This is a genomic window from Rhizobium sp. BK112, assembly GCF_014193215.1.
Lineage (GTDB): Bacteria > Pseudomonadota > Alphaproteobacteria > Rhizobiales > Rhizobiaceae > Rhizobium > Rhizobium anhuiense.
Genome location: NZ_JACHYZ010000018.1, coordinates 12,245 through 38,904, shown reverse-complemented (window position 1 = coordinate 38,904; position 26,660 = coordinate 12,245). Strand labels below are relative to the sequence as shown.

The 26,660-nt window shown below is 60.1% G+C and carries 21 protein-coding genes and 4 pseudogenes; 19 read left to right on the top strand and 6 right to left on the bottom strand.

The features are described 5' to 3' along the window. The first annotated feature begins 252 nt into the window (after positions 1-252). Together FHT75_RS31930 and FHT75_RS31925 are read left to right on the top strand one after the other, a co-directional pair. Positions 253-942 carry a carbonic anhydrase gene (locus tag FHT75_RS31930; protein WP_097544191.1) on the top strand — a complete coding sequence of 230 codons (690 nt, stop codon included), beginning with the start codon at positions 253-255 and terminating at the stop codon, positions 940-942. Positions 943-946: 4 nt separating this feature from the next. Beyond that, on the top strand, positions 947-2,473 hold the full coding sequence (locus FHT75_RS31925; RefSeq protein ID WP_183845469.1) for a SulP family inorganic anion transporter: 1,527 nt from the start codon (positions 947-949) through the stop codon (positions 2,471-2,473). 157 nt (positions 2,474-2,630) lie between these two features. Here FHT75_RS31925 and FHT75_RS31920 read toward each other — a convergent pair. After that, a pseudogene (locus FHT75_RS31920) lies at positions 2,631-2,753 on the bottom strand (LacI family transcriptional regulator); the annotation flags it as partial. A gap of 449 nt (positions 2,754-3,202) precedes the next feature. Here FHT75_RS31920 and FHT75_RS31915 point away from each other — a divergent pair. Beyond that, a pseudogene (locus FHT75_RS31915) lies at positions 3,203-3,706 on the top strand (winged helix-turn-helix domain-containing protein); the annotation flags it as partial. 68 nt (positions 3,707-3,774) lie between these two features. On the opposite strand, the gene FHT75_RS31910 reads toward FHT75_RS31915, so the two are convergent. Next, positions 3,775-4,725 (bottom strand): LysR family transcriptional regulator, encoded by a 951-nt coding sequence (locus tag FHT75_RS31910; RefSeq protein WP_028757990.1) that lies wholly within the window; start codon positions 4,723-4,725, stop codon positions 3,775-3,777. Positions 4,726-4,819: 94 nt separating this feature from the next. On the opposite strand from FHT75_RS31910, the gene FHT75_RS31905 reads away from it, so the two are divergent. From FHT75_RS31905 to FHT75_RS31860, 10 genes are all read left to right on the top strand, one after another. Continuing rightward, the gene (locus FHT75_RS31905) at positions 4,820-5,704 is read left to right on the top strand and encodes a dioxygenase (protein WP_028757989.1); all 885 of its coding nucleotides are present in this window, start codon (positions 4,820-4,822) and stop codon (positions 5,702-5,704) included. Next, on the top strand, positions 5,701-6,759 hold the full coding sequence (locus tag FHT75_RS31900; protein WP_183845468.1) for a maleylacetate reductase: 1,059 nt from the start codon (positions 5,701-5,703) through the stop codon (positions 6,757-6,759). The genes FHT75_RS31905 and FHT75_RS31900 overlap by 4 nt, the downstream gene beginning before the upstream one ends. A 54-nt stretch (positions 6,760-6,813) precedes the next feature. Then, positions 6,814-8,094 (top strand): ABC transporter substrate-binding protein, encoded by a 1,281-nt coding sequence (locus FHT75_RS31895; protein WP_183845467.1) that lies wholly within the window; start codon positions 6,814-6,816, stop codon positions 8,092-8,094. 61 nt (positions 8,095-8,155) lie between these two features. Next, positions 8,156-8,875 (top strand): ABC transporter ATP-binding protein, encoded by a 720-nt coding sequence (locus tag FHT75_RS31890; RefSeq protein ID WP_097623395.1) that lies wholly within the window; start codon positions 8,156-8,158, stop codon positions 8,873-8,875. Further along, complete coding sequence (locus tag FHT75_RS31885; RefSeq protein WP_183845466.1) at positions 8,875-9,594, top strand: ABC transporter ATP-binding protein; 720 nt, start codon at positions 8,875-8,877, stop codon at positions 9,592-9,594. The genes FHT75_RS31890 and FHT75_RS31885 overlap by 1 nt, the downstream gene beginning before the upstream one ends. Beyond that, a complete protein-coding gene (locus FHT75_RS31880) occupies positions 9,581-10,444 on the top strand; it encodes a branched-chain amino acid ABC transporter permease (protein WP_097623361.1) in 864 nt (287 codons plus the stop codon). Before FHT75_RS31885 ends, FHT75_RS31880 begins: the two co-directional genes overlap by 14 nt. A 9-nt stretch (positions 10,445-10,453) precedes the next feature. Further along, positions 10,454-11,539, top strand: a complete 1,086-nt coding sequence (locus FHT75_RS31875) for a branched-chain amino acid ABC transporter permease (protein ID WP_097623362.1) — start codon at positions 10,454-10,456, stop codon at positions 11,537-11,539. Next, positions 11,532-13,286: an FAD-dependent monooxygenase gene (locus FHT75_RS31870; RefSeq protein ID WP_183845465.1), complete on the top strand. Its 1,755-nt coding sequence runs from the start codon at positions 11,532-11,534 to the stop codon at positions 13,284-13,286. The genes FHT75_RS31875 and FHT75_RS31870 overlap by 8 nt, the downstream gene beginning before the upstream one ends. Before the next feature lie 7 nt (positions 13,287-13,293). Then, positions 13,294-14,178, top strand: coding sequence for an intradiol ring-cleavage dioxygenase (locus tag FHT75_RS31865; RefSeq protein WP_097623364.1), 885 nt, complete (start codon positions 13,294-13,296; stop codon positions 14,176-14,178). 477 nt (positions 14,179-14,655) lie between these two features. Continuing rightward, a complete protein-coding gene (locus FHT75_RS31860) occupies positions 14,656-15,723 on the top strand; it encodes an AI-2E family transporter (protein WP_183845464.1) in 1,068 nt (355 codons plus the stop codon). On the opposite strand, the gene FHT75_RS36315 is transcribed toward FHT75_RS31860, so the two are convergent. Both FHT75_RS36315 and FHT75_RS31855 read right to left on the bottom strand, forming a co-directional pair. After that, positions 15,716-15,838 carry a hypothetical protein gene (locus FHT75_RS36315; protein ID WP_254955937.1) on the bottom strand — a complete coding sequence of 41 codons (123 nt, stop codon included), beginning with the start codon at positions 15,836-15,838 and terminating at the stop codon, positions 15,716-15,718. The two genes, FHT75_RS31860 and FHT75_RS36315, sit on opposite strands and share 8 nt — an antisense overlap. 89 nt (positions 15,839-15,927) lie before the next feature. Beyond that, positions 15,928-17,487, bottom strand: a complete 1,560-nt coding sequence (locus tag FHT75_RS31855) for a phospholipase D family protein (RefSeq protein ID WP_097623366.1) — start codon at positions 17,485-17,487, stop codon at positions 15,928-15,930. A gap of 247 nt (positions 17,488-17,734) precedes the next feature. Here FHT75_RS31855 and FHT75_RS31850 point away from each other — a divergent pair, with 247 nt between their 5' ends. The 3 genes and pseudogenes from FHT75_RS31850 to FHT75_RS31840 all read left to right on the top strand — a co-directional run bounded on the left by FHT75_RS31850 (position 17,735) and on the right by FHT75_RS31840 (position 20,353). Further along, entirely contained in the window at positions 17,735-18,484 is a 750-nt protein-coding gene (locus FHT75_RS31850) for a sulfite exporter TauE/SafE family protein (protein WP_183845463.1), read from the top strand. Between the two features lie 426 nt (positions 18,485-18,910). Continuing rightward, a pseudogene (locus tag FHT75_RS31845) lies at positions 18,911-19,024 on the top strand (TerC family protein); the annotation flags it as partial. Between the two features lie 444 nt (positions 19,025-19,468). Beyond that, positions 19,469-20,353 carry a DUF72 domain-containing protein gene (locus FHT75_RS31840; protein ID WP_097623396.1) on the top strand — a complete coding sequence of 295 codons (885 nt, stop codon included), beginning with the start codon at positions 19,469-19,471 and terminating at the stop codon, positions 20,351-20,353. A gap of 312 nt (positions 20,354-20,665) precedes the next feature. Here FHT75_RS31840 and FHT75_RS31835 read toward each other — a convergent pair whose 3' ends face one another. After that, the gene (locus FHT75_RS31835; protein ID WP_097623368.1) at positions 20,666-20,965 is read right to left on the bottom strand and encodes a hypothetical protein; all 300 of its coding nucleotides are present in this window, start codon (positions 20,963-20,965) and stop codon (positions 20,666-20,668) included. 805 nt (positions 20,966-21,770) lie between these two features. Further along, positions 21,771-23,186, bottom strand: coding sequence for an aldehyde dehydrogenase family protein (locus FHT75_RS31830; protein WP_097623371.1), 1,416 nt, complete (start codon positions 23,184-23,186; stop codon positions 21,771-21,773). Between the two features lie 98 nt (positions 23,187-23,284). Here FHT75_RS31830 and FHT75_RS31825 point away from each other — a divergent pair. From FHT75_RS31825 to FHT75_RS31815, 3 genes and pseudogenes are all read left to right on the top strand, one after another. Continuing rightward, a pseudogene (locus tag FHT75_RS31825) lies at positions 23,285-24,183 on the top strand (LysR family transcriptional regulator). A gap of 375 nt (positions 24,184-24,558) precedes the next feature. Then, positions 24,559-25,548 (top strand): sugar phosphate isomerase/epimerase family protein, encoded by a 990-nt coding sequence (locus tag FHT75_RS31820; RefSeq protein WP_183845462.1) that lies wholly within the window; start codon positions 24,559-24,561, stop codon positions 25,546-25,548. A gap of 27 nt (positions 25,549-25,575) precedes the next feature. Next, positions 25,576-26,616 carry a substrate-binding domain-containing protein gene (locus FHT75_RS31815; protein WP_183845461.1) on the top strand — a complete coding sequence of 347 codons (1,041 nt, stop codon included), beginning with the start codon at positions 25,576-25,578 and terminating at the stop codon, positions 26,614-26,616. Positions 26,617-26,660: the final 44 nt, after the last annotated feature.

Sequence of the window (26,660 nt, the reverse complement as noted above, 5' to 3'; positions counted from 1 at the left end):
GATCTCACCCTGAGACGCTTTCACCGAAACGAATTTGAGATTTCAACGTCCGTCACGATAGGCAGGCGTCGACTAAAATCATTTCACAATCCACTCACAAGATTTTTATAGATGAGATTGCAATCATTCCGTGTCGGCTATTTTCTCGCCGGCAACTTTCCCTATCTCGCACTTGCGAAATATCGCGCATGCCAACCCGCCGGGCTGGGTACGCCCCCTGCCTGCCGTCCGGCCCAACACAAGGACTCGACAATGGGTGATTTGCTTAAAGGGATCTCCAGCTTTCGCGGTGCCGTCTTTCCAGACCATCAGGCACTTTATCGCAAGCTAGCGGAGGAGGGACAGCAGCCGCAGGCGCTGATGATTTCCTGCGCCGACAGCAGGGTGATGCCCGAAACAATCACGCAGTCCGGCCCCGGCGAACTCTTCGTCTGCCGCAATGCCGGAAATATCGTTCCTCCCTTTTCCACGGCAAATGGCGGTGTATCATCGGCGATAGAATACGCGGTCGTAGCACTCGGCGTTCGTGATATCATCGTGTGCGGGCATTCCGATTGCGGTGCGATGAAAGGGCTTTGCCACCCCGATCTTCTGAAGCCGATGCCGAATGTCGCTGCCTGGCTGAAGCATAGTCATGCTGCCCATTCGATTGTTTGCGAAGCCTACCCCGTCGACCTGTCCGAGCGTCAAAGAATTCGCGCCATCGCGATGGAAAACGTCGTCGTCCAGCTCGACCACTTGCGCACGCATCCTTCCGTCGCCGCCAAGCTGGCGACCAACGACATTACCCTGCACGGGTGGTTCTTCGATATCGAGACGGGGGAGGTGCTCGTCTATGACGGTGCGGCCGCTCGCTTCACGGAAATCCTTGAGAACAGGCCCTTGCCCGTCGCGGTTAAGGGTCGTGGTCGTCCGCATGTGATTCCGCAAGCCGCGGAGTAGGCCGATGATTTCCAGCTCTGTTCTTTCGCGGGACCTCGCGTCGTCCCTAGTCGTGTTCCTGGTCGCCATACCGCTTTGCCTCGGGATTGCGGTGGCCTCAGGAGTTCCTGTGGCCATGGGCCTCATATCCGGCATTGTCGGCGGCCTCGTTGTCGGCCTCTTGGCCGGATCCCCGCTTCAGGTGTCGGGGCCGGCGGCGGGTTTAGCCGTGATCGTCTTCGGCTTCGTCGAGCAATATGGCGCTGCCATGCTCGGGCCGGTTCTCATCGTGGCCGGATTGCTGCAGGTCCTCGCGGGTTTCCTACGGATCGGCTCATGGTTTCGGGCGATTTCGCCTGCGGTCGTCCACGGCATGCTCGCCGGGATCGGCATCCTCATCATTCTTGGGCAGATCCATGTGCTGATGGGGGCAAGGCCCGCTGCCGGAGGCATTGAGAACGTCACTGCCATGGAACAGACCTTCGCTCGCGTATGGGGCGCGGGGCTGACGCGTGAAGCGGTCGCCCTCCTCGTGGGGTTAATTTCCTTGCTTGCCATGATCGCCTGGGAGAAGTTCAGGCCGAAGTCCCTGACGCTGGTACCTGGTGCCCTGGTGGGGGTCGCGGCCGGTACGACTTTGACGGTGGGGATGCAACTGCCGATCGCAAGAGTGGAGGTGCCGTCCTCTCTCGTCCAAAGCATTACACTGCCGACGCTCGATGGCTTCGCCAGGATGGTCGAGCCCGGTATCATCGTGGCGACGCTGGTCATTGCGGTGATCGCCAGTGCGGAAACGCTGCTGTCATCCGCCGCCGTTGATCGAATGCATGATGGCGTGCGGACCCGCTTCAACAAGGAGTTGTTTGCCCAGGGCATCGGCAACGGACTTTGTGGTCTGCTTGGTGCCTTGCCGATTACCGGTGTCATCGTCAGATCGTCCGCCAACATTCAGGCCGGCGCACGGACACGGGCGTCGGCCGTTCTGCACGGCGTTTGGATCCTTGGGCTGGTGGCATTTCTGCCGCAACTGCTCGCGATGGTGCCGCTGACCGCACTTGCCGCAGTGCTGCTTGTGACAGGATGGCGGCTGATCAGTCTTCATCACGTCCGGCACCTCTTCGATCATCACGGCTGGGTTCCCGTGGGAATCTGGACCGCGACGGTGGCGATGGTGGTGCTTCAGGACCTGCTCGTCGGCGTGGCGCTCGGCCTTGCGCTGTCCATACTGGAAATCCTACCGCACCTCCGTCGCAAACTTGCCATCGACAGGTTGGAGGATGAGGAAACCATCCACCTCGACCTCGTCGGCGCGGCGACTTGCAAGGACGTTCCTGTACTGCTCAACACGCTGGAAGCGCTTCCCGAGGGTCGTAAGATCAGGATCGCGGGTGCCCGCTTGCATTATCTTGATCATACCAGCGCCGAGACCCTGCGCGACTGGTTGAAGCGCGAGAAGAAATCAGGGCGCCTCGTCGAAATAGAGCATCCGCCGGTCGGACGCCATCGCCGGCTGAAACCGATCTTTGAACGGCTATCAGAGGAAGTTGCCTGATCGGCGGAGAAGAACCAGCTATCTAGCGACAATGTTCTTGCCCCGCTTGCGGGGCAAGAACAGCAAGAAGGGAAGCGCGAAACATTCCGTCACTTCCATTGCTGCGGCCATACGAGATGCCAAATGACAGTCACGCCTTGTTGGCACTCGGTCTCTCGAGCCCGATATTGGCGAAGCCGATGATCGCCAGCTCATGCGGAATTCCTAGGCCGAACTCGCTACGGATGACATCCATCGCTCCCAGCGCCAAAATGTCGTTATCACACGTCAATACGTCGACGCTGGCCTCCAGATTAGTTTAAGCCGCGCGACTTCAGTCACATTCGAGATCCAAATTAACCGAACTTTACTCGAGCTTTGCGTCACTTAGCATTCGCGCGGCTATTCTCTTGTTCAGATTGCAAGCGGTATCCGTTTCTGACCCAACGTCAGGCCAAACCAAAGTGACCGATAAAATGTACCGGCCCTACGTCCCGATTTTGGCAACAGTGCTTGCCATTGCTATTTTGGTCGGCGGCATCGACCGGCCGAAGCGCATTGCTCGTTATCCCTGTAACCTCAATTTGGAAGGCCGATGCAATGGGCCAATGTCGCTGATACCAGTAAACAGCTGGCGCGGCGAGCTGACGACTGATATTGCTGGACAAGCGGGACGCTCACCATCCTTCCAAGCCAACTCCTTCCAATTTGATCTCTCTCGCACCCGACGTCCGGGACCGCACTAGCAGAGATACGATCTGTGCTCTGGAATTCGGATCAGACGATTACCTCGGCAAGCTGTTCAATTCGCGAGAACTTGTAGCAAGGATCAGGGCAGTCCTGCGACGAGCCGCTAACGCCGAGGACGCCGACACCCACAAGGTCTTCAACTTCGCAGAACTTATCGCTGACACAAGTACCCGGCGGGTTTGCAAGTTCCTTGGCCCGGAAATCGAGTTGACCGGGGCCGGATTTGACCTTCTGGTGGTCTTTCTTGAGAGGCCGGGCCGACCGTTAACACGTGACCGGCTGCTTGATCTGTCACACGGACGCAGGAGCGAGCCTGTGGACAGATCAATAGACGTCCTGATGAGCAGGCTGCGACGCAAGCTTGGTCAAACCCAAAGTGGCCCGCTTTTCCGGACGATCCGAAATGGCGGTTATCAGTTCACGGCTCCAATCAAGTCAGGCATCCCTGACGGGATAGCTACCATTGGGGCTCTCACCGCGAACGGCAACGTTAGCTCCATATAAGCGGCTGGAGAATTTTGTCGTCTCAGCTTGCCGAAGTGCCCTGCCTGCGGCCGGTGCTTGCATATTGTTCATGAGCCCCAGACCACTGACTGCTCATGCCGCTTTATCAGGTGCTTGAGGTTATCGAAGCCCGTGCGGATGTGACGAGCGAAGTGATCGACGGCGGGCGTGCGGGGTGCGTCCGAGCGCTTCAGCAAACCGAGCGCGCGTTCCGGATGGGGGATGGGGACGGGCAGGGCGGTGATGGATTTGTCGTTGCGCAATGCGAAGACGACACTGTGCGGCATAATGGTCAGCGCATCAGCCGCCTTCATATAGTGGATGACGCTCATGAGGGAGCCGCCCGAATAGCGGATCTTGACTTCGGTTGCGCCGAACGACAGGAGCATGCTGCGCAAGTCGGCGAGAAGCGGGCTACCCGGCGGCGGCGCGACCCAGGGAAAGTCGAGCAGATGCGCAGGCTGTGGACGTCGCTTCATGAGCAGCGGATGGGTGACCCGACAGGCAACGACGTTGCGGCCAGGCAGGATGTGCTGGAATTCCAGGCCGGACCCTTCGTCGAGAATATCGATCGGACAGATGGCCAGATCGATCTGGTCGGCGTGAAGTGCTGCGCGCAGGTCCGGGAAATAGCCGTAGGTCTGGTCGATACGTACATCGGAATGCTGGTTCTGGAACTCGGCGATCATGCCGGCGATTAGCGCATCCATGAAGAAGGGCGTGCCCCCGACGCGCACGACGCCGCTCTTGCCGACCCGAAAACTCTCGACGACATCGGACGCCTTGCGCGATGCCGAGAGCATGGTCTGACCGTGGTCGGCTAAGGCTCGGCCGAGCGGCGTCGGCTGCAGCGGACGGCGGCCCTTGATGAAAAGCGGTTCGCCGATCCGCGCTTCCAGCATGGAAAGCGTGCGCGACACCGCCGGCTGGGAAAGGCCGAGCAGGGCCGCGCCCTCGGTGACGCCGCCGGTTTTGACGACCGCAGCCAGTTGGACAAGATGTCGTTCATCTATTTTCATAACGATATGATATATTAAACTGGAATAAAATCATCATGGGCAACCTGATCTCGCGCTAATTTATCTCTACCAGCCAATGCCCTGGAGGAGACGCATGACGCCGGGACCGACGGCGCTGCATTTCAGCGAGGCCACCTCGCATGACATGTTCGCGCAACGACTTCCGCATTCGAAGGACGACAGTCTGCCGCAGATTCTGGCGGCTGCGGTGACGCATCTTCATGCCCTCATCCGGGAATTGCGGCCGACCCAGGCGGACTGGCGCAAGGCGATCGAATTTCTGACCGATGTCGGCCATGCCAGCGACGAGCGGCGCCAGGAGTGGGTGCTGCTGTCGGATCTGCTCGGTGTTTCGGCACTGGTCGAGGAAATCAATTCGCGCCGTCCGAAGGCGGCCACCCCCAACACCGTGCGCGGACCGTTCTTCCGCGCGGACGTTCCGCAACTGGCGCTCGGCAGCAATATCTCTCTCGATGGCATCGGCGAGACGGTCGATGTGTCTGGCCGCGTGCAGGATCTCGATGGCGATCCCATCGCAAATGCCGAGATCATCACCTGGCAGGCCAATGCTCAAGGCTTTTACGAAAACCAGCAGCCGGACCTGCAGCCGGAGTTCAATCTGCGCGGCAGCTTCCGCACGGATACGGATGGACATTTCCATTATCGCACCATCAAGCCCTGCGGCTATGGCGTGCCGGACGATGGTCCGGTGGGAAAGCTCCTGCGACAGGCGGGCTATCCGCTGCGCCGCCCCGCGCATCTTCATTTCATCATCAAAGCGCCGGGCTTCGAGACGATCACCACGCATATCTATGACAGCAGCGATCCGCATCTGGCCGAAGACGCGATCTTCAGCGTCAAGCCGGATCTGGTGCGAAGCTTTGAGCGCCAGGGCGAGCGGCAAGGCAAGGGCGCAACGACGTGGCGGCTCGACCTCGCCTTCGTCATGGTCCGCGCCAGACAGGGAGCCGACACATGAGCCGCGACTTCATCTATAGCGGCAGCCCCGCCCATATCGTCTTCGGCCAAGGCAAGAGCGCTGCCGCCTGTGAATGGGTGGAAAAGCTCGGATGCACCGGGGCGCTCGTCCTCTCGACGCCGCATCAGAAGTCGGATGCGGAGGCCCTGGCGGAGCGGCTGGGCTCGCGCGCCGTCGGCGTCTTTACGGGCGCTGTCATGCACACGCCTGTTGATGTCACCGAAAAAGCTGTGGAGGTGGTTCGCGAGACGAAGGCCGATTGCATCGTCTCGCTCGGCGGCGGCTCGACCACCGGGCTTGGCAAGGCCATCGCCTATCGCACCGATCTGCCGCAGATCGTCATTCCCACGACCTATGCCGGATCTGAGGTGACGCCGATCCTCGGCCAGACGGAGGGTGGGCGAAAGACAACCGTGCGCCATGCGAGCATCCTGCCTGAGGTGGTGATCTACGATCCGGCACTGACGTTTGGCCTGCCGATCGGCATGAGCGTCACCTCTGGGCTGAATGCCATGGCTCACGCGGTCGAGGCGCTCTATGCTCGGGATCGCAACCCGATTTCGACGCTGATGGCGGCTGAGGGGCTGCGGGCCTTCAAGACCAGCCTGGCTGACATCATCGCCAGACCTTGGGCTCCCGAGGCCCGCGCCGATGCGCTCTACGGTGCCTGGCTCTGCGGTACGGTGCTCGGCACGGTCGGCATGGCGCTGCACCACAAGATCTGCCACACGTTGGGCGGCACCTTCGATACGCCGCATGCCGATACGCATGCGATCATGCTGCCGCACACCGCCGCCTACAATGCCGCCGCCGTGCCGGAGCTTCTGGCGCCGGTCGCTGATATCTTCGGCGGTTCGGTCGGCGGCGGGCTTTGGGATTTCGCCAGGCAAATCGGCTCGCCGCTGGCGCTGAAGGATCTGGGTCTGAGCGAAGCCGATCTGGACCGCGCCGCTGATATTGCCACCGAAAATCCCTATTGGAATCCAAGACCGATCGACCGCGAATCCATTCGCGCCCTGCTGCAGGATGCTTGGGAGGGCAAGCGGCCGGCATGAGCTGACGACAGACACCACGCTCTCTGGGAGGAGAGAAAAATGGGAGGAGGAAACATGTTTACGAGGCGAGATTTTCTGAAGACCACGGCCGCCACCGGGGCACTGGCGGCTACATCCGGGCTTACCGCCCCCGCAATCGCACAGGATGCTGCGATCAAGCTCGGCTATGTCAGCCCGCAGACCGGGCCGCTTGCCGCCTTCGGCGAGGCCGACAAATTTGTCATCGACAGCTTCTTGGCAACCACCAAGTCGATGGGTCTCAACTATGAGATCGTCGTCAAGGACAGCCAGTCCAATCCGAACCGGGCAGCCGAAGTCGCCAAGGAACTGATCGTCACCGACGAGGTGAACCTGATCCTCGTCGCCTCGACGCCGGAGACCACCAATCCGGTGGCGACCACCTGCGAGGCCGAGGAAATGCCCTGCATTTCGACGGTCGCGCCCTGGCAGCCCTGGTTCATCGGCCAGCAGGGCAATCCCGGTGACCCCACGTCCTGGAAACCGTTCAACTATGCCTATCATTTCTTCTGGGGTCTGGAGGACGTCATCTCCGTCTTCACCAATATGTGGGCGCAGATCGAGACCAATAAAAAGGTTGGCGGCCTGTTCCCCAATGACGGCGACGGCAATGCCTGGGGCGACAAGGTCGTCGGCTTCCCGCCGGTGTTGGAGAGAATGGGCTACGGCCTGATTGACCCCGGCCGCTACCAGAACATGACGGATGATTTCTCAGCGCAGATCAACGCCTTCAAATCCGGCCAGTGCGAAATCATCACCGGCGTGGTGATCCCGCCTGACTTCACCACCTTCTGGAACCAGGCCAAGCAGCAGGGTTTCGCCCCGAAGATCGCCTCGATCGGCAAGGCGCTGCTCTTCCCGCAGACCGTGGTGGCGCTCGGCAATGCCGGGCATAATCTGTCGTCGGAAGTCTGGTGGACGCCAAGCCATCCGTTCAAGTCGTCCTTGACTGGGGAAAGTGCGGCTGAGGTGGCAGCGGCCTTCACCAAGGCGACCAACAGGCCCTGGACACAGCCGATCGGTTTTGCCCATGCGCTGTTCGAGCTGGCGGTGGATGCGATGAAGCGGGCCGGGGACCCCAAGGATGGTGATGCCGTCGCAGAGGCGATTGCCGCCACCAAGCTCGATACGCTGGTCGGTCCGATCGCCTGGGACGGCAAAGGCCTGCCGCCATTTGCCGCCAAGAACATTGCCAAGACGCCGCTCGTCGGCGGCCAGTGGCGGTTGAAGGACGGCGGCGGCTACGATCTCGTCATCACCGACAATAAGACGGCGCCGAGCATTCCGGCCGGCGGCAAGATGGAAGCGATCGCCTGATTTTTGGCGCCTGATTTTTGGCGCGGGGCCTGAGGCCCCGCCTGTTCTGGGAGGAATGGGTTTGGCAATTCTCGAACTCGATGGTGTTTCGAAGAAATTCGGCGCCCTGACCGTCGCCGAGCAGATTTCCTTTGCCGTTGGCGAAGGCGAGGCGCTGGGCATTATCGGGCCGAATGGGGCCGGCAAGTCGACCCTCTTCAATCTGATCACCGGCAATATCGCCGCCGATAGCGGCAGCATCCGCTTTCTCGGTAGCGATGTGACGCGCACACCGCCGATGGCGCGCTGCCTGTCGGGCATGGGCCGCACCTTCCAGATCCCGCAGCCGTTCGAGAAGCTGACGGTCTTCGAAAATCTCCTCGTCGCCGGCGCTTTCGGCTCGCGGCGCCGCGAGGCCGAGGTGTCGGACCGCTGCGCCGAAATCCTGGTGGATACAGGGCTGATCGACAAGGCGAATGTGCTGGCCGGAAGCCTGTCGCTGCTGCAGCGCAAGCGGCTGGAACTGGCGCGAGCGCTGGCGACGGAACCGAAGCTGCTGCTGCTCGATGAAATCGCCGGCGGATTGACCGAGGGCGAATGCCGATCGCTGGTTGCCACCATCCGCGCCATTCACGCGCGCGGCGTTGCCGTCATCTGGATCGAGCATGTGCTGCATGCGCTGAATTCCGTCGTCGAGCGGCTGCTGGTGCTGCATTTCGGCACGGTCATCGGGATCGGCAAGCCGGAGGACATTATGGCCTCGCGCGATGTGCGTGAAATCTATCTGGGGATCGAGATCTGATGGCGCTGCTTGAAACCAGAGGCTTGACTGCCTCCTACGGTGATTTCCAGGCGCTGTTCGGTGTCGATATTGCGGTCGGCGCCGGCGAGACCATCGCCATCATCGGCGCCAACGGTGCCGGCAAGACGACGCTGATGCGCTCGATTTCAGGCGTGCTCACCAATGCGCCGGCATCGATCCTTTATCGCGACGAACCGATCGGCGCGCTGCCGGCGCCCGACATCCTGGCGCGCGGCATCTCTATGGCGCCGGAGGGGCGAAAACTCTTTCCGTCGCTGAGCGTCGAGGAGAACCTACTGATCGGCAACTATGGCCGCAAGGTCGACGGGCCGTGGACGCTCGAAAGCGTTTTTTCGCTGTTCCCGATCCTCAAGGAGCGGCGCAACAATGCGGCCACAGCACTTTCCGGTGGGCAGCAGCAGATGGTGGCGATCGGCCGCGGGCTGATGTCCAATCCAGCGGTGCTGCTCTTCGACGAGATCAGCCTTGGACTCGCGCCTGTCGTGGTTCGCGATATCTACGCCGCTTTTCCGCGAATCCGCGAGACCGGCGCTTCGATCGTCATCGTCGAGCAGGACATCGCCCAGGCGCTGAAGGTGGCCGACCGCGTCTACTGCATGATGGAAGGGCGGGTGACGCTCTCCGGCCGCGCCGCCGATGTTAGCCGCGACGACATCCACAAGGCCTATTTCGGGACGGATCACCATGAACTGGCTTGATACCATTCTCCAGGGCGTGCTGCTCGGCGGGCTCTATGCGCTGTTTGCGGCGGGGCTCAGCCTCGTCTTCGGCATCATGCGGCTGGTCAACCTCGCCCATGGCGACCTGATCGTGCTTGCCGCCTTCCTGATCCTGGTGCTGGTGACGACACTCGGGCTCGACCCGTTCGTTGCCGCGGTGATCGCGATGCCCTTGATGTTCGCCATCGGTTGGGGCCTGCAATATTTCCTGCTCAACCGCACGCTCGGCAAGGACATTCTGCCGCCGCTGCTCGTCACCTTCGGCCTGTCGATCGTCATCCAGAATGGCCTGCTCGAAGGCTTCTCCGCCGATAGCCGCCGCGTCTTTGCCGGCAGTCTCGAGAGCGCCTCCGTCAATCTCGGCCCGGCCACTGCCGGCATCATGCCGCTGATGACCTTCTTTTCGGCCGTCGCCGTCATCGTCTGTCTCAACCAGCTGATCTATCGTACATCCGTCGGCCGCGCCTTCCGGGCGACCTCGGACGATCCGGTGACCGCGGGGTTGATGGGCATCCGGCCACACCGCATCTTCGCGCTGGCGACGGGGCTTGCCATGGTCGTGGTGACGATCGCCGCCCTCTATCTCGGGACGCGCGCCAATTTCGATCCGACGTCAGGGCCATCGCGGCTGATCTACGCCTTCGAGGCGGTGATCATCGGCGGGCTCGGCTCGCTCTGGGGCACGCTTGCCGGCGGCATCATCTTAGGCGTTGCCCAGACGGTGGGTGCAGCAATCAATCCGGAATGGCAGATCCTTGCCGGCCATCTGGCATTCCTTGCCGTTCTCCTGTTCAAGCCGCGCGGTCTTTTCCCGCGCGCGGTCGATTGAGGTGCATCGATGACCATGGCCATTCCATCCTTCATCGTCGAGACACGCACCCGGGCATCGACATTATCCGCCGCAGCAGTGATTGCTCTCTTGCTGCTTGCCTTCGCCGCACCCTTCATTGTCTCGCGCGGCGTCATCCAGGACCTGTTCTTCATCCTCACCATGCTGGTGCTGGCGCAGAACTGGAACCTGCTTGCCGGTTATGCCGGGCTGATCTCGGTTGGCCAGCAGGTCTTCGTCGGCTTTGGCGCCTATACCATGTTCGGCTGCGTCATCCTGTTCGGCATCGACCCGGTCGTTGCCATCCTGATCGCCGGGCTGCTTTCTGTCGCTCTCGCTATTCCGACAGCCTTCTTCACCTTCCGGCTCTACGGCCCCTATTTCGCCATCGGCACCTGGGTCGTGGCCGAGGTTGTGCGGCTGCTGCTCGCCCAGTGGAAGGCGCTCGGCGGCGGCACCGGCACCTCGCTGCCCCGGGATGCGACCCGCGACATGATGGGCGTCGGCGCAATGCGCGATCTCTTCGGCATGAAGGCCTCCGAGGCAGGTGACGCGCTGACCTACTGGCTGGCGCTGATCCTCGTCGTCGCGACCATCGGCTTCATCTATGGGCTGCTGCGCAGCAAGCAGGGCCTTGGGCTTGCTGCCGTCCGTGACAACGAGCAAGCGGCCGGCGCCGTCGGCGTCGATGCGCGGCTGATGAAGACGCTGGTCTATCTCGCCACCGCCTTCATCACCGGCATCGCCGGGGCGCTGATCTATGTGCAGAAAGCGCGGATCTCCCCGGATGCCGCCTTCTCGGTCACTGACTGGACGGCCTATGTCATCTTTATCGTGGTGATCGGCGGCATCGGCACGATCGAGGGACCGATCCTCGGCGTCATCATCTTCTTTCTGCTGCAGAACCTCCTCGCCGATTACGGCTCCTGGTACCTGCTGATGCTGGGTCTTCTTGGCATCGCCATCATGCTTTTCGCGCCGCGCGGCCTCTGGGGGCTGTTCTCCGACCGCACCGGCATCCAGCTTTTCCCGGTCCGCCGCGTCTTGAAGGGCGGGCCGCTCAGTCTCACGCATAAGGGAGGGCCTCATGGCTGACATTACCACCGACGTACTCATCATCGGCACCGGCCCGGCCGGCTCCGCCACCGCGGCGCTGCTTTCGTCCTACGGGGTCGAGAACCTGGTGATCAACCGTTACCGCTGGCTCGCCAGCACGCCGCGCGCCCACATCACCAACCAACGCACAATGGAAGTGCTGCGCGATCTCGGCCGCGACGTGGAGGATGAGGCCTATATGTTCGCGGCCGAGCAGGACCTGATGGGTGAGAACGTCTTCTGCACCTCGCTCACCGGCGAAGAGATCGGCCGGTTGAAGAGCTGGGGCAAACATCCGCTGTCACGCGCCGAGCATCAACTGTCGTCGCCGACCCAGATGAACGACCTGCCGCAGACCTTCATGGAGCCGCTGCTCTTCAAGACGGCCTGTTCGCGCGGCAGCCAGTCGCGCATGTCGACGGAATATCTGAGCCATGTACAGGATGAAGACGGGGTCACGACCACCTGTCTCGACCGATTGACCGGCAAGGAACTTACCGTCCGCTCGAAATATCTGGTCGGCGCCGACGGCGGCAATTCCAAGGTTGCGGAACATGCCGGCCTCACCTTCGAAGGCAAGATGGGCGTTGCCGGCTCGATGAACATTCTGTTCAAAGCCGATCTGTCGCGCCTGGTCGCCCACCGTCCATCGGTGCTTTACTGGGTGCTGCAGCCGGGTGCGGATGTCGGCGGCATCGGCATGGGGCTGGTGCGGATGGTGAGACCATGGAACGAATGGCTGATCGTCTGGGGTTACGACATCAACCAGCCGCCGCCTGAGGTGGATGAAGCGCATGCGAAGAAAGTGGTACGCGACCTCGTCGGCGATCCCGATCTCGAAATGACCATCAAGTCGGTCTCGACCTGGACCGTCAACAATATGTACGCCACGACGATGTCAAATGGCCGCGTCTTCTGCATGGGCGACGCCACTCACCGCCATCCGCCCTCGAACGGTCTCGGCTCCAACACCTCGATCCAGGACGCTTTCAATCTCGCCTGGAAGCTTGCCTTCGTCCTGAAGGGAGCCGCAGGCCCGGTACTTCTCGACAGTTATCAAGCCGAGCGCGCGCCTGTTGCCAAGCAGATCGTCACCCGCGCCAACAAGTCGATTGAGGAGTTCGGGCCGATCTTCAAGGCGCTCGGACTGCTCGATTCCATCGACCCGGTGAAGATGCAGCAGAACATGGACGCGCGCTGCAACAACACGACGGCTGCCGAAGAGCAGCGCGCCGCGATCCGCAAGGCGATCGCCGACAAGGTCTACGAATTCGATTGCCACGGCGTCGAGATGAACCACCGCTACCGCTCGGGTGCTGCGATTTCAGATGGGCAGGTGGAGCCGGCTTTTACCAAGGATCCGGAACTGCATTGCCAGCAGACGAGCTGGCCCGGTGCGCGGCTGCCGCATGCCTGGGTCTTCTCCGCCACTGGCGAGAAGGTTTCGACGCTTGACCTCACCGGTCACGGCAAATTTGCCGTGCTGACAGGGATCGGCGGGCAGGGCTGGGTCGAGGCGGCCCGCAGTCTCGGCAAGGAATTCGGCACTGAGATCGTTGCCCATGTCATCGGCCCCCGCCAGCCGTGGCAGGATTTTACCGGCGACTGGGCCAATATCCGCGAAATTCGCGACAGCGGCATCCTGCTGGTCCGCCCGGACCACCACGTCGCCTGGCGGCGCGAGGCGATGGCCGACGATCCCGCGACTGAACTGCGCCGCGTGCTGACAGCAATTCTTGGAAAGTGAGATCGTGATGGACGCGCATGAGAAAGGCTTCTTCACCGAAGAAAACTCCGTCGAGGTCGTCACCGGCCGGAACAAGAACGCCAAGGACCAGCGGCTGAAGCAGATCATGGGGGTGGTCACCCGCAAGCTGCACGAGGCAGTGAAGGAGATCGAGCCGAACCAGGACGAATGGATGCAGGCGATCCTGTTTCTGACGCGCACCGGCCAGATGTGCAACGAGTGGCGGCAGGAGTTCATCCTGCTGTCGGATGTTCTCGGCGTCTCGATGCTGGTCGATGCGATCAACAACCGCAAGCCGTCGGGCGCATCCGAAAGCACGGTGCTCGGACCTTTCCATGTCGAGGGTGCGCCGGAACTGGCGATGGGCGCCAATATCTGCCTCGATGCCAAGGGCGAGGACATGGTGATCGGCGGGCGGATCCTTGATACGGCGGGACAACCCATCGGCGATGCGGTTATCGATGTCTGGCAGGCCAATGACGAGGGCTTCTACGACGTGCAGCAGCAGGGGATCCAACCAGACTTCAACCTTCGCGGCGTGTTCCGGACCGGCGCCGACGGCCGCTATTGGTTTCGAGCGGTGAAGCCAAAATATTACCCGATCCCGGATGATGGACCCGTTGGCAAGCTGCTCGGCGCGCTCGGTCGCCATCCCTACCGGCCCGCCCACCTGCACTACATCATCAAGGCCCTCGGCTTCGAGACGCTCACGACACACATCTTCGATCCGGACGACCCGTACATCCAATCTGACGCCGTCTTCGGTGTGAAGGAGAGCTTGCTTGCCCAATTCCAGCACGTTGAGGATCCGGTACTCGCTAGCGAGCTCGGTTTCTCAGGCAAGTTCTGGCAGATAGAGCACGATTTCGTGCTGGCTCGGCCCGAGGAGTAGCATGCTCTTCAGCTGGCGGGTATTCGTCGTTGACCTTACGAATGCGTCAGGATCTTCGAATGGATATGCGCGGGTCAAAGCATCAATCCGTAGGGGGCTGCGCGCCGCAGTCCATCATATGGGCGAAAAGGCGCAGCTTGCTCCCGAGACTGTCGAAGGCGTTTCAAAAATGTGCTTACGCCTCAGGAGTCGATCGCGGCATTCCGCGATAAGCCCTCGGGCCAGGGCTGCCTTTACCGGGTCCTGGTGACGGCTTGGAGACGCGTACTTCTAGCGCTCTGGCGGACGGTGGCCCGCGTGCCGCTCCCTCCGGGCTCGGGTGCGGCTATGGCGGTAGTCAGGTGGTCCACGTTGGTCTCAGGGTGGGATTCGCGTTGGCCTTATGCGGTGACGCGGCTATGGTTGCGACGAGAAATTTTCGCCAAACAATAATCCCGCTACAACGGCGGTGGAGACTGGCCAGCGAACAAGGCAGACATGTCTATCCAACGTACGAGTTTTTATGTCATGCTAGCGGTGGTGACGATCGCGTTCATCTGGCTGCTTATCCCCTATTACGCGGCGGTCTTCTGGGCAGTGATCCTTGCGATCATCTTCTTTCCAGTACACATGCGACTGGCGCAGATGCTAGGGGGTCGACGCAGCATCGCTGCCCTGCTGACGGTGCTGCTATGCATCGGCCTCGTCATCGTGCCGGCGTTGATAATTCTCGTTTCCCTTATCCAGGAAGGCACCAGTCTTTACCAACGGATAAGCAGCAACGAAATCGACCTCAATGACTACTTGGTCCGGATTCAGAATGCGTTGCCTGGCTTCGTCGACAACTGGCTGAACTCATTGAAGCTCGGCGGCTTCGCGGAACTTCGCGCCAACATCTCATCAGGCGCAGTACAGGCAAGCCGGTCGGTCGCCGGGAGCCTTCTGAGTTTTGGACAGAACACGCTGCATTTCTTCATAAGCTTCGGGATCATGCTTTATCTGCTTTTCTTCCTCTTCAGGGATGGGGCTGACCTCGGCCGGTCGATCCGACATGCAATCCCTCTGAATGACGACTATACCCGACAGTTTCGCGACAAGTTTTCCGCTGTTGTTCGGGCAACCGTCAAGGGGAATATCATCATTGCTGTGATCCAAGGAACGATCGGTGGCGTGGCATTCTGGGCCCTGGGAGTCGAGGCGGCCCTTTTGTGGGGCGTCACGATGACGTTCATGTCGATGCTGCCCGCAATAGGAGCAGCTCTCGTATGGGTTCCAGCCGCCATCTGGCTAGCCCTCACGGGTGCCTGGTTGAAAGCATCGATCCTGGTTCTCGTCGGCCTATTTGTCATAGGGCTAATCGACAACCTGCTGCGTCCTCCACTGGTGGGCCAGGGGACGCGGCTGCCCGATTATGTGGTGCTGATTTCAACGGTCGGCGGCATTTCGCTCTTCGGTATCAATGGTTTTGTCATTGGACCCCTGATTGCCGCCTTGTTTATCGCTTCATGGTCGATCTTCGCCGACCAACAGGACGCACACAAACCAGACGCCGGGGATACTAAATAGCGCGGGTCGGGATGGCGAATGGCCAAAGCGCACGCGGGTAATCATGCGCCGGATTGTTGACGACCCGATCGGTCTTGCCGGCTTCGATCCAGATGAATGCTTCGCTTACGGCCAAGACCACGTTCCCCTACGATCGGGTTGTCTCGTGCCGAGCAGCTTCTCACAGCTCAGCTTGACCTCTCATGACGAGACCAGTCGTCACGGTTATAGCTGAGATTCGAGCGGCAACCACTTGATCAGCCAAGCGGTCGCGCGCCGGGCAATCCCGGCATCCGGCTCGTCTCGGAGGAGAGTATTTTTCCCGTCGACGACCTTAAGCCACCGCACGGATCCCTTTTCGAGCGTTAGGGGATAGCTCAAATCCGCATCGGTTTCTACGGCAAAGATCGCGTCCATTCGCTCGACAAGTTCCTGTGACTCGAACAGGACACCCATTTCGGTGTTTAAGGATACGGACCTCGGATCGAGATTGAGAGATCCGATGAAGCCGTACTTGCCATCCCTGGCAAAGGCCTTCGTGTGAAGGCTGGCCTGCTTGGAACCGCGCAAAGAGAAGGTTCCCATGTCTGCAATCGATTTCAACTCAAAGAGCGCAATGCCGGCTTTCAACAGGGCGGGGCGGTAGCGCGAATATCCCGCGTGAACTGCGGCAACATCGGTGGCTGCAAGCGAGTTCGTCAGAACGGAAACCTTTACTCCTTTGTCGCGTAGCTTCGTCAGCGCCTCGACGCCGCGTTCGCCGGGAACGAAGTACGGCGAGGTGATATGGATGAACTCGGCCGTGCCCGTGATGACCGGGAGCAGCGTTCCCATCAGCGTGTTTTGCCCGCTGCGCAGCTTCCCGGCCGCCTTTTCGGGGGGGTCTGCCAGAACGTCGAGTTTGTGGACCCAGATGTAGCGGTCTTCGGCAACGATATGCGTCAGCGATGTTTCATCGCGAACTGGATCCAGATATGGCTGGGCGCGCTGTTCGAAATGAAGGCGTTCCATATTGCGGCGGAGCTTCTCCAGCTTGTTAGCTCTGCGTGACAGAAGTGCACGCACGGGCACGGCAACCGAACTGTTCCAGTAGCCGTCGAACAGCCGCTCCGTCTTCGCAACGGCTTCACCGACCATCAAGAGATCGAAGTCCCTGAAGTTAGCGTTCTCCCCGGCATCGAAATACGGATCGCCGATATTGCGCCCCCCGACCATCGCGATCCGGCCATCGGCAATCCATGCCTTGTTGTGCATGCGACGGTTGACGCTTCGGAACCGCAAAGCCATCTCGAGGCCGCGACGTAGGATATGCTCACGTGCCTTTGTGGGATTGAAGAGCCGCAGCTCGATGTTCGGATGACAGTCGATCGCATGGAAGATCTTGTCTGACATGGAGACGCCGAGATCGTCGAGAAGGATCCTCACACGTACGCCACGGTCGGCCGCCGCGACGACCTCCCGCATGATCAGCATTCCGGTCAGGTCCGCATTCCACATATAGTACATGAGATCGAGGCTGCGCCCGGCGGAACGGGCCGCTAGAAGCCTGGCTGCGAACGCGTCCAGGTTGGAGGTGATCAGGACGAGGCCGCTTGCCGCCTCCCGCTTGTGGCACAGCCCAGCGCCGTATCGATCAAGCTCGGTGTCGGCAGCGGCAATCTTGAGGACGTGGGAATCGATTTTCTGGACCCGCTTCAGAAACCCGGCATAGCTTGATGCTGCTGCCAGAGCCCATAGGGCTACCAGCGCTACGGTCGCGATGATGGCAATGCCGAACCAACTCACACGATACCTCTGAGCCGCGGCCAGGAAGCGCTATGCTGACTCGATCCGCCCGGGTAAAATAGGGTCACGCGAGTAGCGAGCAAGATGTCGCCATAGGAGATGCGAAACATGGGCGATTTGACATGATGGCCAGGGTTGCCCCGTCACCGGGAGCGCTGTAAAGCGTCGGTGCCCCTCAACCCGCCCGGGCGCCGGTTTTCGACAAGCGTGTCGCGAACTCAAGCTTAGGTGCTAAGGCGAGCTGAACATGTACGATATTACTCTTCTTTTCCTGGCTGGCTTGTTAGCAGGCAGCATGAATGCGTTGGCGGGCGGCGGGTCGTTCGTCTCCCTGCCTGCGCTGATATCGGTCGGAGTGCCGTCGGTAGCCGCAAATGCGACAAGCACTTTAGCCTTGTTTCCCGGCGGTATGGCAAGCTCGTGGGTTTATCGTGACGGCGTTACGAGTGTGTGCGGTGTCAATGTCGTTCCAATCGCTATGGTGACAATGGTCGGTGGAGTGGCCGGAAGCATTTTGTTACTTCTGACCCCATCCAGGATCTTCGATGGAATACTGCCATGGCTTTTGCTGATGGCGACAGTGATGCTGGCAGTCGGTCCGAGGCTCACCGCCAAGCTCCGGACGCAGGCACGCCCGAGTATTCTGGCCTTCGCAGCGGTTCAGTTCTTTCTCGGTCTCTATGGCGGCTATTTTGGCGGCGCAGTGGGCCTTATGATGCTTGCGGCATGGAGCGCGCTCGGGGGCGGGGACATCAAGAGCCTCAATCCGACAAGAATGGTGATGGTAACTGGCGCAAATGCGGTCGCCGTAGTCACCTTCGTACTCGCCGGAGCAATTGTATGGCAGGAGTGCATTTTCATGACGGTCGGGGCCACTATCGGCGGGTGGATCGGAGCGCATATCGGACGTAGGCTGCCATCGCCGGCCGTCAGGGTTCTAACCGTCGCGGTCGCCGTTTTGACGACAACGGTGTTCTTTTCGCGAGCTTACCTTTGAACGGAGGCGTGCTTTCTAAATTGCGGACTCTCCACCACAACCAGCTGCAGCGTAAGCGCAGAGCGCATCCCTGATCGCCTGAGTCTGACCAGCGCGGCGCCGGGAACGGGCAGCCTTTGTTTTCATCAGCAGCGCACCCGCGCGTCCGGCTACTTCAATGCCACGTCGACTATCGCGCGTGACCGGCGTAGGTCGAGTGCTACCCCTACGCGGGTCATGTTCGGCCTCAAATTGCCTGCGCAAAAGATCATTAGCCATATCAATCAATCCGCCGCTCCGGGCTCCACGCCCTGGCAACCCCTTCCTTAAATAGCGTCTTCCCGATTGCTTTATCGCTCTTTCGGTAGATGTTAACGAGCGGCCGATGTGCTCGTGTCCTGTCGATTGCACGGGGGGACGAAGAATGTCGTCTGGGTTCGGCTCTACGCCGTGGTCATTGGTTTCGCCGCGGCCGGCCTCGAGGCCTCGCAGAGGTGCAAGGCGATCGTAGTCGGCATTCTCGCGGCCACCCTCCTGCGCTTCCTGTTCGCCAGCGCTGCGCGAACGCGGCATGCTAGACACAATGGCAAGTTCCTGTGGTGCAGGACAACGCCGACGGCGCGGCGAACTGGGTAGCCATTTTCTGCAGCCGCGTCCAGCCCATCACGGAAAATCGCTGAACAGACCTGCGTAGGCCGGAACTCACGCCCTTTGTCGGAGTTACGGGGGTGGAAACCGCTGCTAGCCGTCAGAAAAAACGGAAGAGTTCGATGAAGGTACGAGATTACGCCGTTGAAAGTTGCCTGGAAGGATGACGATATCACCGAGACGGCCGAGATGCGGCGGCTGGCAGTCTTCACCAATGAAGGTGAGCTTTAGGCATTATTTTGCTCGGCGATATCGCAATTGAACATCAGGGATATGTCGCTTCTGCTGCGCTTGAAGAGATATCGCAGGACGGTTGGCGGTGCAGCCGAGGCCGAAAGACCTTCACACGGATACCGAATGGTAGAGCGCATTGCTGAAGAGATTGAAAGTCGGCGGGCACGGCGCGCCGAGCGCCGCCAAAAGCAGCGCGAGGCCAATATTGCGCGCGCCGCTAAAATGCATATAGCCCGTCTGGCGAGCGATCCGCTGATTGTGATCAGCTCCGATGGCAATGTCGCCAGGCGGGTCCATATTGGCTGTTCCGGGTGGTATTACTGGCACTGGAAGGGCCATTTTTACCCGACCGACGCTCCCTCCAATCAATTGTTTTCGATCTACCAGCACAATTTCAAGACCGTCGAGCTCAATGCCCCATTTTATTCCTGGCCGACGGTGGCAACTGTCAAGACATGGAAACGTCAGGCCGAGCCGAGCTTCGTCTATACGATCAAGGTGTGCGAGCTCATCACGCATATCAAACGCTTCGAAGATACCCACGCCCTCATTGAAGATTTCGGATACGTCGCAGACGTTCTTGGAATGCAGATGGGATGTTTTCTGTTTCAGCTTCCACCGAGCGTCCGCTACTCCACAGACATGTTGCAAATGATCTTGTCGCAGCTGGATCCCCGTCGCAGGAACGTCGTCGAATTCCGTCACAAGAGCTGGTGGAATGAGGACGTTTATAGTGCGTTTCAAGCTGCAGGCGCGATCTTCTGTTCATGCAGCGGTCCCCGGTTACCGGATGAGCTTGTTCGGACAGCCGACGACATCTACATCCGGTTCCATGGGATCAAACAATGGTACCGCCATGACTACAGCGATGCCGAATTGACGGTGTGGGCGGAGCGCATCAAGCTGTCTGGCGCTAAGACCGTGTGGGCCTATTTCAACAACGATCGCGATGGCTATTCGATCAAGAACGCCAAGCGGCTTTTAGAGCTGATCGACGCACCGGCCTGATGGCCCGTCTCAAGATCGCTGCTTGTTTTAGCAAGTGATGATTTCATAGCAGTCGCGTAAATACCATCATCGCCTTCATGCTGCCGCCTCAACGAAATCAGGCGGGGACACCGATTTCGCTTTGGTTAGATGGCGGCAACAAGGGAGCGCCAGCGGGCGTTGCCCAGACGAGCGTTCAAGCGATGGCTTGTCTGAAACCGAGGAAATGCTGTGAGACGGAAAATAAACCGCCGAGCAGCCGCCAGATCGGTTGGGCTGATCTCAAATCGTCAAATGCGTGCAAGATCATGGGCCTCACCGCGGGACATGGGTTCAAAGACGCTGGACTTGCGTGGCTCGGATCACGATTTCCTCCTGATCGAAACGAGCCTCAAGCTGTTTTCGGTACGCCGCCCACCAAGTTCGGTCGAGACTTTCAGTCATGACTTCGGCAACAACGATGACGTCATGCTCAACCTCTCCATCGTCTTCCCACAAGCCTTCCGCGGGTGAATTCACATATAAGGTAACGCCGCCAAATTTTGCGGCGAGTTCATCACGGACAGTGCCAACGCTCACCAAGCTAGGGCGCTCGCGCGGGACTGGAAGAAGAAGTTCGATCACGTAGGGCATGGCGCGCCAACTCTGAGCGGCCCGGATTGTTCCGGACCGGTCAACCCAATTGATCGTTCGCCAGTTTGGACCATGCCTATATCCCAGCACCGGTTGCACGTCGCAGGGGCCGGTGGCCATGGGTGAAGCGCACTGGTCTTCTTTCGCTTTGGAGCACGCGTCCCCTTGGTACGCGATCGATTCCTTAGATTTTTAGAAAATCGGGGAACAGAACAGTGATCTGGATGTTGGAGGGCCGCAACTTAACCGACGAAGGAAATGAAAAATGAATATCAAGCTCATCGTCGCGTCTCTGCTAGCGGCTGGAATGGCCACGGGCGCTTTTGCTCAGTCCGGCATGGGAGCTGGGACCATGATGGAACCCAATGCCGTCGGTACCGATGGGGGTGCCAATGTCCAGACAATGCAGCCAATGACCTCCGATCCAACCCCCACCGGCAGCACGACCAACGGATCAATGGGGGCGACCACGCCGGGCGGTTGCAGCGGCGGAAGTGATCCTGCTAGCTCAACCGCTTCGGGCTCCGTCCAGACTCAGGGTGGCTTGAGCGACGCGACCCCACAAGGTCAGGCTTGCGCTCAGTAAGCAGATAGATTTTCCAAAGAGCGAAGAGGCGGCCGGCGTAGGGTGGAGCCTGTGGCAGCACCCTACGCCACCTCAGCGATTACTCGTAGCGTCCGGACCGAATGATGACGTTCGCCGCGCTGGAGGGCAAACAGCGCCTGGGAGAGCTGGCCGCCATGCCGGAATCCGGCGCTAACTGACTATCATCCCGCGCAGCACCGTCGTTGTGGCTCACTTTCGTCATGACAGTACGGCCCGGGGTTCGAGAAAAGCCTCGAGCCCGAAAACACCGAATTCTCGCCCGAAGCCCGACTGTTTAAAGCCGCCGAAGGGTGCCAGCGGATCATGCGGCGCGTCGTTGATGAACACGCGCCCTGCTTCGATCTGGTTTGCGATGCGTTTCGCCCGCTCGATATCGGAGGAAAAAACGTGCGCCTGCAGGCCGTACTCGGTGTCGTTCGCAATGGAGATGGCGTCTGCTTCGTCGTGGTAAGAGATCAGCGAGAGGACCGGCCCAAAGATCTCCTCGCGAGCGATGCGCATATCGTTGCGAACGCCGGTAAAGATCGTTGGCTGTACGAACCAGCCGCGGTGCAGCCCTTCCGGACGTCCTTCGCCGCCTGCCAGCAGTCTGGCGCCTTCCTCCTGTCCCAAACGGATATAGCTTTGTACGCGATCCCACTGCTTCTGGCTCACCATCGGGCCTACCTGGACCTGTTCGTCGGCGGGATTTCCAGCCCTGAAGCGCCTGACCGCGTGGCTGAGACGCTCCTCGATTTCGCCAAACCTGCTTTGAGGAGCGAGGATGCGGGTGCCGGCAATGCAGGCCTGCCCGCTGTTGCGGAATCCCGCCGCCAGCACCTGCGGGATGGCGATATCAAGATCGGCATCATCCAGAATGATGCTGGGGCTCTTGCCGCCGAGTTCCATCGTGACCCTTTTCATGGTGGGCGCTGCGGCCTGAACGATGCTGCGGCCAGTGGCCGTGGAACCAGTGAAGGTTATCTTCGACACGTCGGGGTGGGTCGTTAGCGCCGCGCCGACGACGTTTCCATACCCGGTAACGATATTGAAGATGCCATTGGAAAGACCGGCAGCATGCAGGCATTCAGTGATCACCTGCGTCTGGAGGGCGCTCATTTCGGATGGCTTGATCACCATGGTTGCGCCCGCTGCAATTGCGGCGGAGAGCTTGCCGCAGATAAAACTGTAATTGCTGTTCCAGGGCGTGATCGCCACCGCAACCCCCGAGGGCCGCATCTCCACGTCGGCGCTCCCGGCGCGGCGTCGGAATTCATAATCCTTGAGCGTTCTCGCCATGTCCAGAAAGACGGTACCTGCTCGTGGAGCGGAAAAGTCGATGAAACACGATGGCGCGCCGTATTCTTCGCGCATGGCGCAAGTGAGATCGTCGGTACGGGCTGACACGGCGGCATACAGCCGGTTCAGCATGTCGATCCGCTCTTCCTTGGTTGTATGTGAGAAGGCCGGGAAGGCGCGTTTGGCGGCGGCAACCGCGCGGTTTGCATCGACTGCGTCTGCAAGCCGCACAGTTCCGATCTGCTCCTCGGTTGCCGGATTGAAAAGCGGCGCCCATTGGTCGCCAGTGGGCTTGACGAACGCGCCGTCGATATAGATCCGATCGATGATATGCATGTTTCTTTTCCTTTGATGACTTCCCGGTAAAAGTGCCATGCGATAAGTGTTGCGAGTAGTAGGACAAAATCGGATGAGTTGATGAGCTGGATCGTGCAATGAGGGCAAGCCTGATCGAGCTTGAAGCGTTTGCCGGCGTCGCGCGTCATCGTGGATTCCGGGCTGCCGCGCGCGAGCTGGGGATGTCGTCATCGGCTTTAAGCCATGCGATCGCCGCGCTTGAGGAGCGCCTCGCCGTCAGGCTCTTTAACCGCACTACGCGGAGTGTCGCCTTGTCCGCGGCCGGAGAGCAATTCCTGTCTGAAATCGAACCGGCCCTGCAGACGCTCGAGAAAGCGATCGAGAATGTCGGCGAACACTCGGACCGCCCACCGGGAGACTCCGGCTGAACATGGCGCCGGGTGCGGCGCGCATTCTGCTGCAGCCGATTATTCTTGAATATAGCTGCCGATATCCGGACGTCGATATCGAGGTCGTGACCGAGAATGCACTTGTCGACGTCATTGGCAAAGGTTTCGATGCGGGCATTCGTCTCACCGAGGCGATCTCACCGGACATGGTCGCCGTTCCGATCATTCCGGAAATGCGGTCTTTCGTCGTCGGATCCCCGCGCTATTTCGATGGTCGTCCAAAACCAATCGTCCCGGGCGATCTGGCCGGGCACGTCTGTATCCAAATGCGCATGACGAGCGGGAGACTCTATCGCTGGGAGTTTGAGAAACACGGCGAAACACGAGTGATTGATGTCACTGGTCACCTTACATTCGATGGGTCTGACCTTATCTTGGAGGCAGCTCTTGCCGGCTTCGGGCTCGCCTATCTGGGTGAACACGCGCTTGCGCCACATATTGCTTCAGGTAATCTCATACCCGTTTTGGAAGACTGGTCTCCCCATTATCCGGGGCTCAGCCTCTATTTCTCCCAACGCCGACACATGCCAGCCAAACTGCGTGTCCTCATCGAGCTAATCCGCCAGCGCGCGACTAGCGACAACTGATAACGACGGTGTCTGGCCTGTCGTGAATCGGCTCGTCACCGCCGACAAAGTCGACAGCGAGATCGATGTCATGCGCAAGCAGCTCGAAATGCTGGTTCTGATAGTCGATCACTTCAACTGCGCCGGGCGACCGTACATGCGGCAGGCATTTCGTCGCGGCCGTCGCTCAGACGAGCAGCCTGCCTGATCATCGGATTGAATCCGCTGGCGATTTTGTTTGCCTTGCACCGTTGCGCCAGTCCGCTTGGTTGCCGATGAGGCGTCGGTACCAGCAATGGCCTGCACCAATTTTTTGCACCCATGGCATTTTTGAACTTTACAAATAATAAATAATCTGTGAAGTAGTGTGCAACTTCACAGATTTGGAATGATCCTTTGAACCCGACACGCTTTGCCACCCGGCTGAACTCGTTCGCCTCCGCGTCCCATATCGAATGGCCCGACCAGTCGTCGAAGCCCTCCGTCATGCAGATGGCCGAGCGCGCCGCCCAGGTGAAGGGCCTTACCGACCTCGATCTCAACTATCCGGATCACATGAGCGAAAATCCGGCAGAACTGGCTCGAAAACTTGGCGATATCGGCCTTTCGATCAACGGCTTTGCTATGCGCTACTACAGCAACCCCGCCTTCAAACTTGGTGCTTTCACCCATCCCGACGAAGTGGTCCGCCGTGAAGCGATCGACCTGACGAAGAAGGGCATCGATGCAGCGCGTGAAGCCGGTTCCAATCTGATGACCATCTGGCCTGGGCAAGATGGCTTCGATTATGCCTTTCAGGCGGACTACGCGAAGATGTGGCAACACGAAATCGATGGAATCCGTGAAGTTTGCGCCCATGATCCGGATTGCCTGATCTCGATTGAGTACAAGCCGAACGAGCCGCGGTCCTACAGTCTGATGCCGGATGCGGCCACGACTTTGCTCGCTATCAAGGAGGTCGGCGCTGCCAATCTTGGCGTCACGCTCGACTTCGCCCATGTCCTTTATGCCGACGAGCAGCCCGCCTTTGCGGCGGCACTGATTGCCCGTCATAGCCGCGTGCTCGGCGTCCACCTCAACGACGGCTACGCCAAGCGCGACGACGGTCTGATGGTCGGCGCGGTGCACACGCTGCAAACGATCGAGCTACTCCGCCAGATACGCCGGGATGGTTATGACGGCGCGATCTATTTCGACACGTTCCCCGATATGACCGGCCTCGATCCGGTTCACGAATGCGAGGTCAACATCCAGACCGTCCAGCGGATGTTGAAGGTCGTCGACCGCCTCGAGCAGGACAATCGCCTTGCAAGCGCGATTGACCGACAGGACGCCGTATCCACGCAGGCCATCGTTCAGGAGCTGATGTTCGGCGCGGAGCACTGAACCACCCCAACTTTCCGGGAGGAAAACATGAAGAGAATTCTTGCTGCGGCTCTCGCCGCAACCCTTTGCGCTGGCATCGTGTCAGCGCAGGAACTGAAGCCGCTCAATTCGGATTCGGAAGCGGACCGCATGGACTGGTCCGATCTCGACGCCAAGCTCGGTGCGCTGCCGAAGTTGCCCGAAGGCCTCAAGGTCGGCGGCGTCTCCAAGACGCTCACCAATGAATACTGGCGCTCGCTCGGCGAAGGCTATCAGACGTTCGCCGACAAGGTCGGCGTGACCGTCGCCTATCAGGCGGCGCAAAGCGAGGGTGACCAGCTCGGCCAATTGACGATCGCCGAGGGCATGGTCACTCAGGGTTATAAGGTGTTGCTGGTCTCGCCGCAGACCGATGCCAACCTGCAGCCGGTCATCGAACAGGCGAAAGCCGCCACCGTACCGGTCGTCAACGTCAACGATGCGGTGATCCCGCAGGCCGAGCACTATGTCGGCAACGTCCAGCGTGACAACGGCGTTCGCGTCGCCAAGTGGTTCATCGAAAACCGCGCCAATGGCGGCAAGGTCGCGATCATCGAAGGCCAGGCCGGTGTCTATGCTGCCGTGCAGCGCACCGATGGCTTCAAGAGCACGATCGAACAGGGCGGCAAGTTCACGGTGGTCGCCAGCGTTCCGGGCAACTGGGATCGCCAGATGTCCTATGACGCCGCAACCAACATTCTCCAGCAGCATCCTGATCTCGTCGGCTTCTACTGCAACAATGACGGCATGGCGCTTGGTGTTGTCGAGGCGGTGAAGGCCGCCGGCCTGCAGGACAAGGTCGTCGTCTTCGGTACCGACGGCATTTCGGATGCCTACAAGTCGATCGAAGCCGGCGAACTCACGGGCACCGTAGACAGCTTCCCGGTCCTGACGGGCGAGGTGGCGATGGAAGTCGCGTTGCGGCTCGTCTCCGGTCAGAAGCTGCCGCGCGTGGTCGCAACCCCGCAGGCCCTGATCACCAAGGACAACATCAAGGACTATCAGGGCGGCGACGTTCGCTCGGTGCTAATGAAGGCCGCAGGAAAGTAAACGCCTCCCAAGGCAGGATGGCCGGCCCCGCCGGCCGTCCGCAC

Bases quoted from the DNA above. Each gene is read 5' to 3' on its own strand.
- FHT75_RS31875 (WP_097623362.1), top strand. From the start codon at position 10,454: ATGACCATGGCCATTCCATCCTTCATCGTCGAGACACGCACCCGGGCA.
- FHT75_RS31870 (WP_183845465.1), top strand. From the start codon at position 11,532: ATGGCTGACATTACCACCGACGTACTCATCATCGGCACCGGCCCGGCC.
- FHT75_RS31880 (WP_097623361.1), top strand. From the start codon at position 9,581: ATGAACTGGCTTGATACCATTCTCCAGGGCGTGCTGCTCGGCGGGCTC.
- FHT75_RS31860 (WP_183845464.1), top strand. From the start codon at position 14,656: ATGTCTATCCAACGTACGAGTTTTTATGTCATGCTAGCGGTGGTGACG.
- FHT75_RS31835 (WP_097623368.1), bottom strand. From the start codon at position 20,965: ATGCCCTACGTGATCGAACTTCTTCTTCCAGTCCCGCGCGAGCGCCCT.
- FHT75_RS31900 (WP_183845468.1), top strand. From the start codon at position 5,701: ATGAGCCGCGACTTCATCTATAGCGGCAGCCCCGCCCATATCGTCTTC.
- FHT75_RS31840 (WP_097623396.1), top strand. From the start codon at position 19,469: ATGGTAGAGCGCATTGCTGAAGAGATTGAAAGTCGGCGGGCACGGCGC.
- FHT75_RS31905 (WP_028757989.1), top strand. From the start codon at position 4,820: ATGACGCCGGGACCGACGGCGCTGCATTTCAGCGAGGCCACCTCGCAT.
- FHT75_RS31895 (WP_183845467.1), top strand. From the start codon at position 6,814: ATGTTTACGAGGCGAGATTTTCTGAAGACCACGGCCGCCACCGGGGCA.
- FHT75_RS31885 (WP_183845466.1), top strand. From the start codon at position 8,875: ATGGCGCTGCTTGAAACCAGAGGCTTGACTGCCTCCTACGGTGATTTC.
- FHT75_RS31925 (WP_183845469.1), top strand. From the start codon at position 947: ATGATTTCCAGCTCTGTTCTTTCGCGGGACCTCGCGTCGTCCCTAGTC.
- FHT75_RS31930 (WP_097544191.1), top strand. From the start codon at position 253: ATGGGTGATTTGCTTAAAGGGATCTCCAGCTTTCGCGGTGCCGTCTTT.
- FHT75_RS31910 (WP_028757990.1), bottom strand. From the start codon at position 4,725: ATGAAAATAGATGAACGACATCTTGTCCAACTGGCTGCGGTCGTCAAA.
- FHT75_RS31865 (WP_097623364.1), top strand. From the start codon at position 13,294: ATGGACGCGCATGAGAAAGGCTTCTTCACCGAAGAAAACTCCGTCGAG.
- FHT75_RS31850 (WP_183845463.1), top strand. From the start codon at position 17,735: ATGTACGATATTACTCTTCTTTTCCTGGCTGGCTTGTTAGCAGGCAGC.
- FHT75_RS31815 (WP_183845461.1), top strand. From the start codon at position 25,576: ATGAAGAGAATTCTTGCTGCGGCTCTCGCCGCAACCCTTTGCGCTGGC.
- FHT75_RS31830 (WP_097623371.1), bottom strand. From the start codon at position 23,186: ATGCATATCATCGATCGGATCTATATCGACGGCGCGTTCGTCAAGCCC.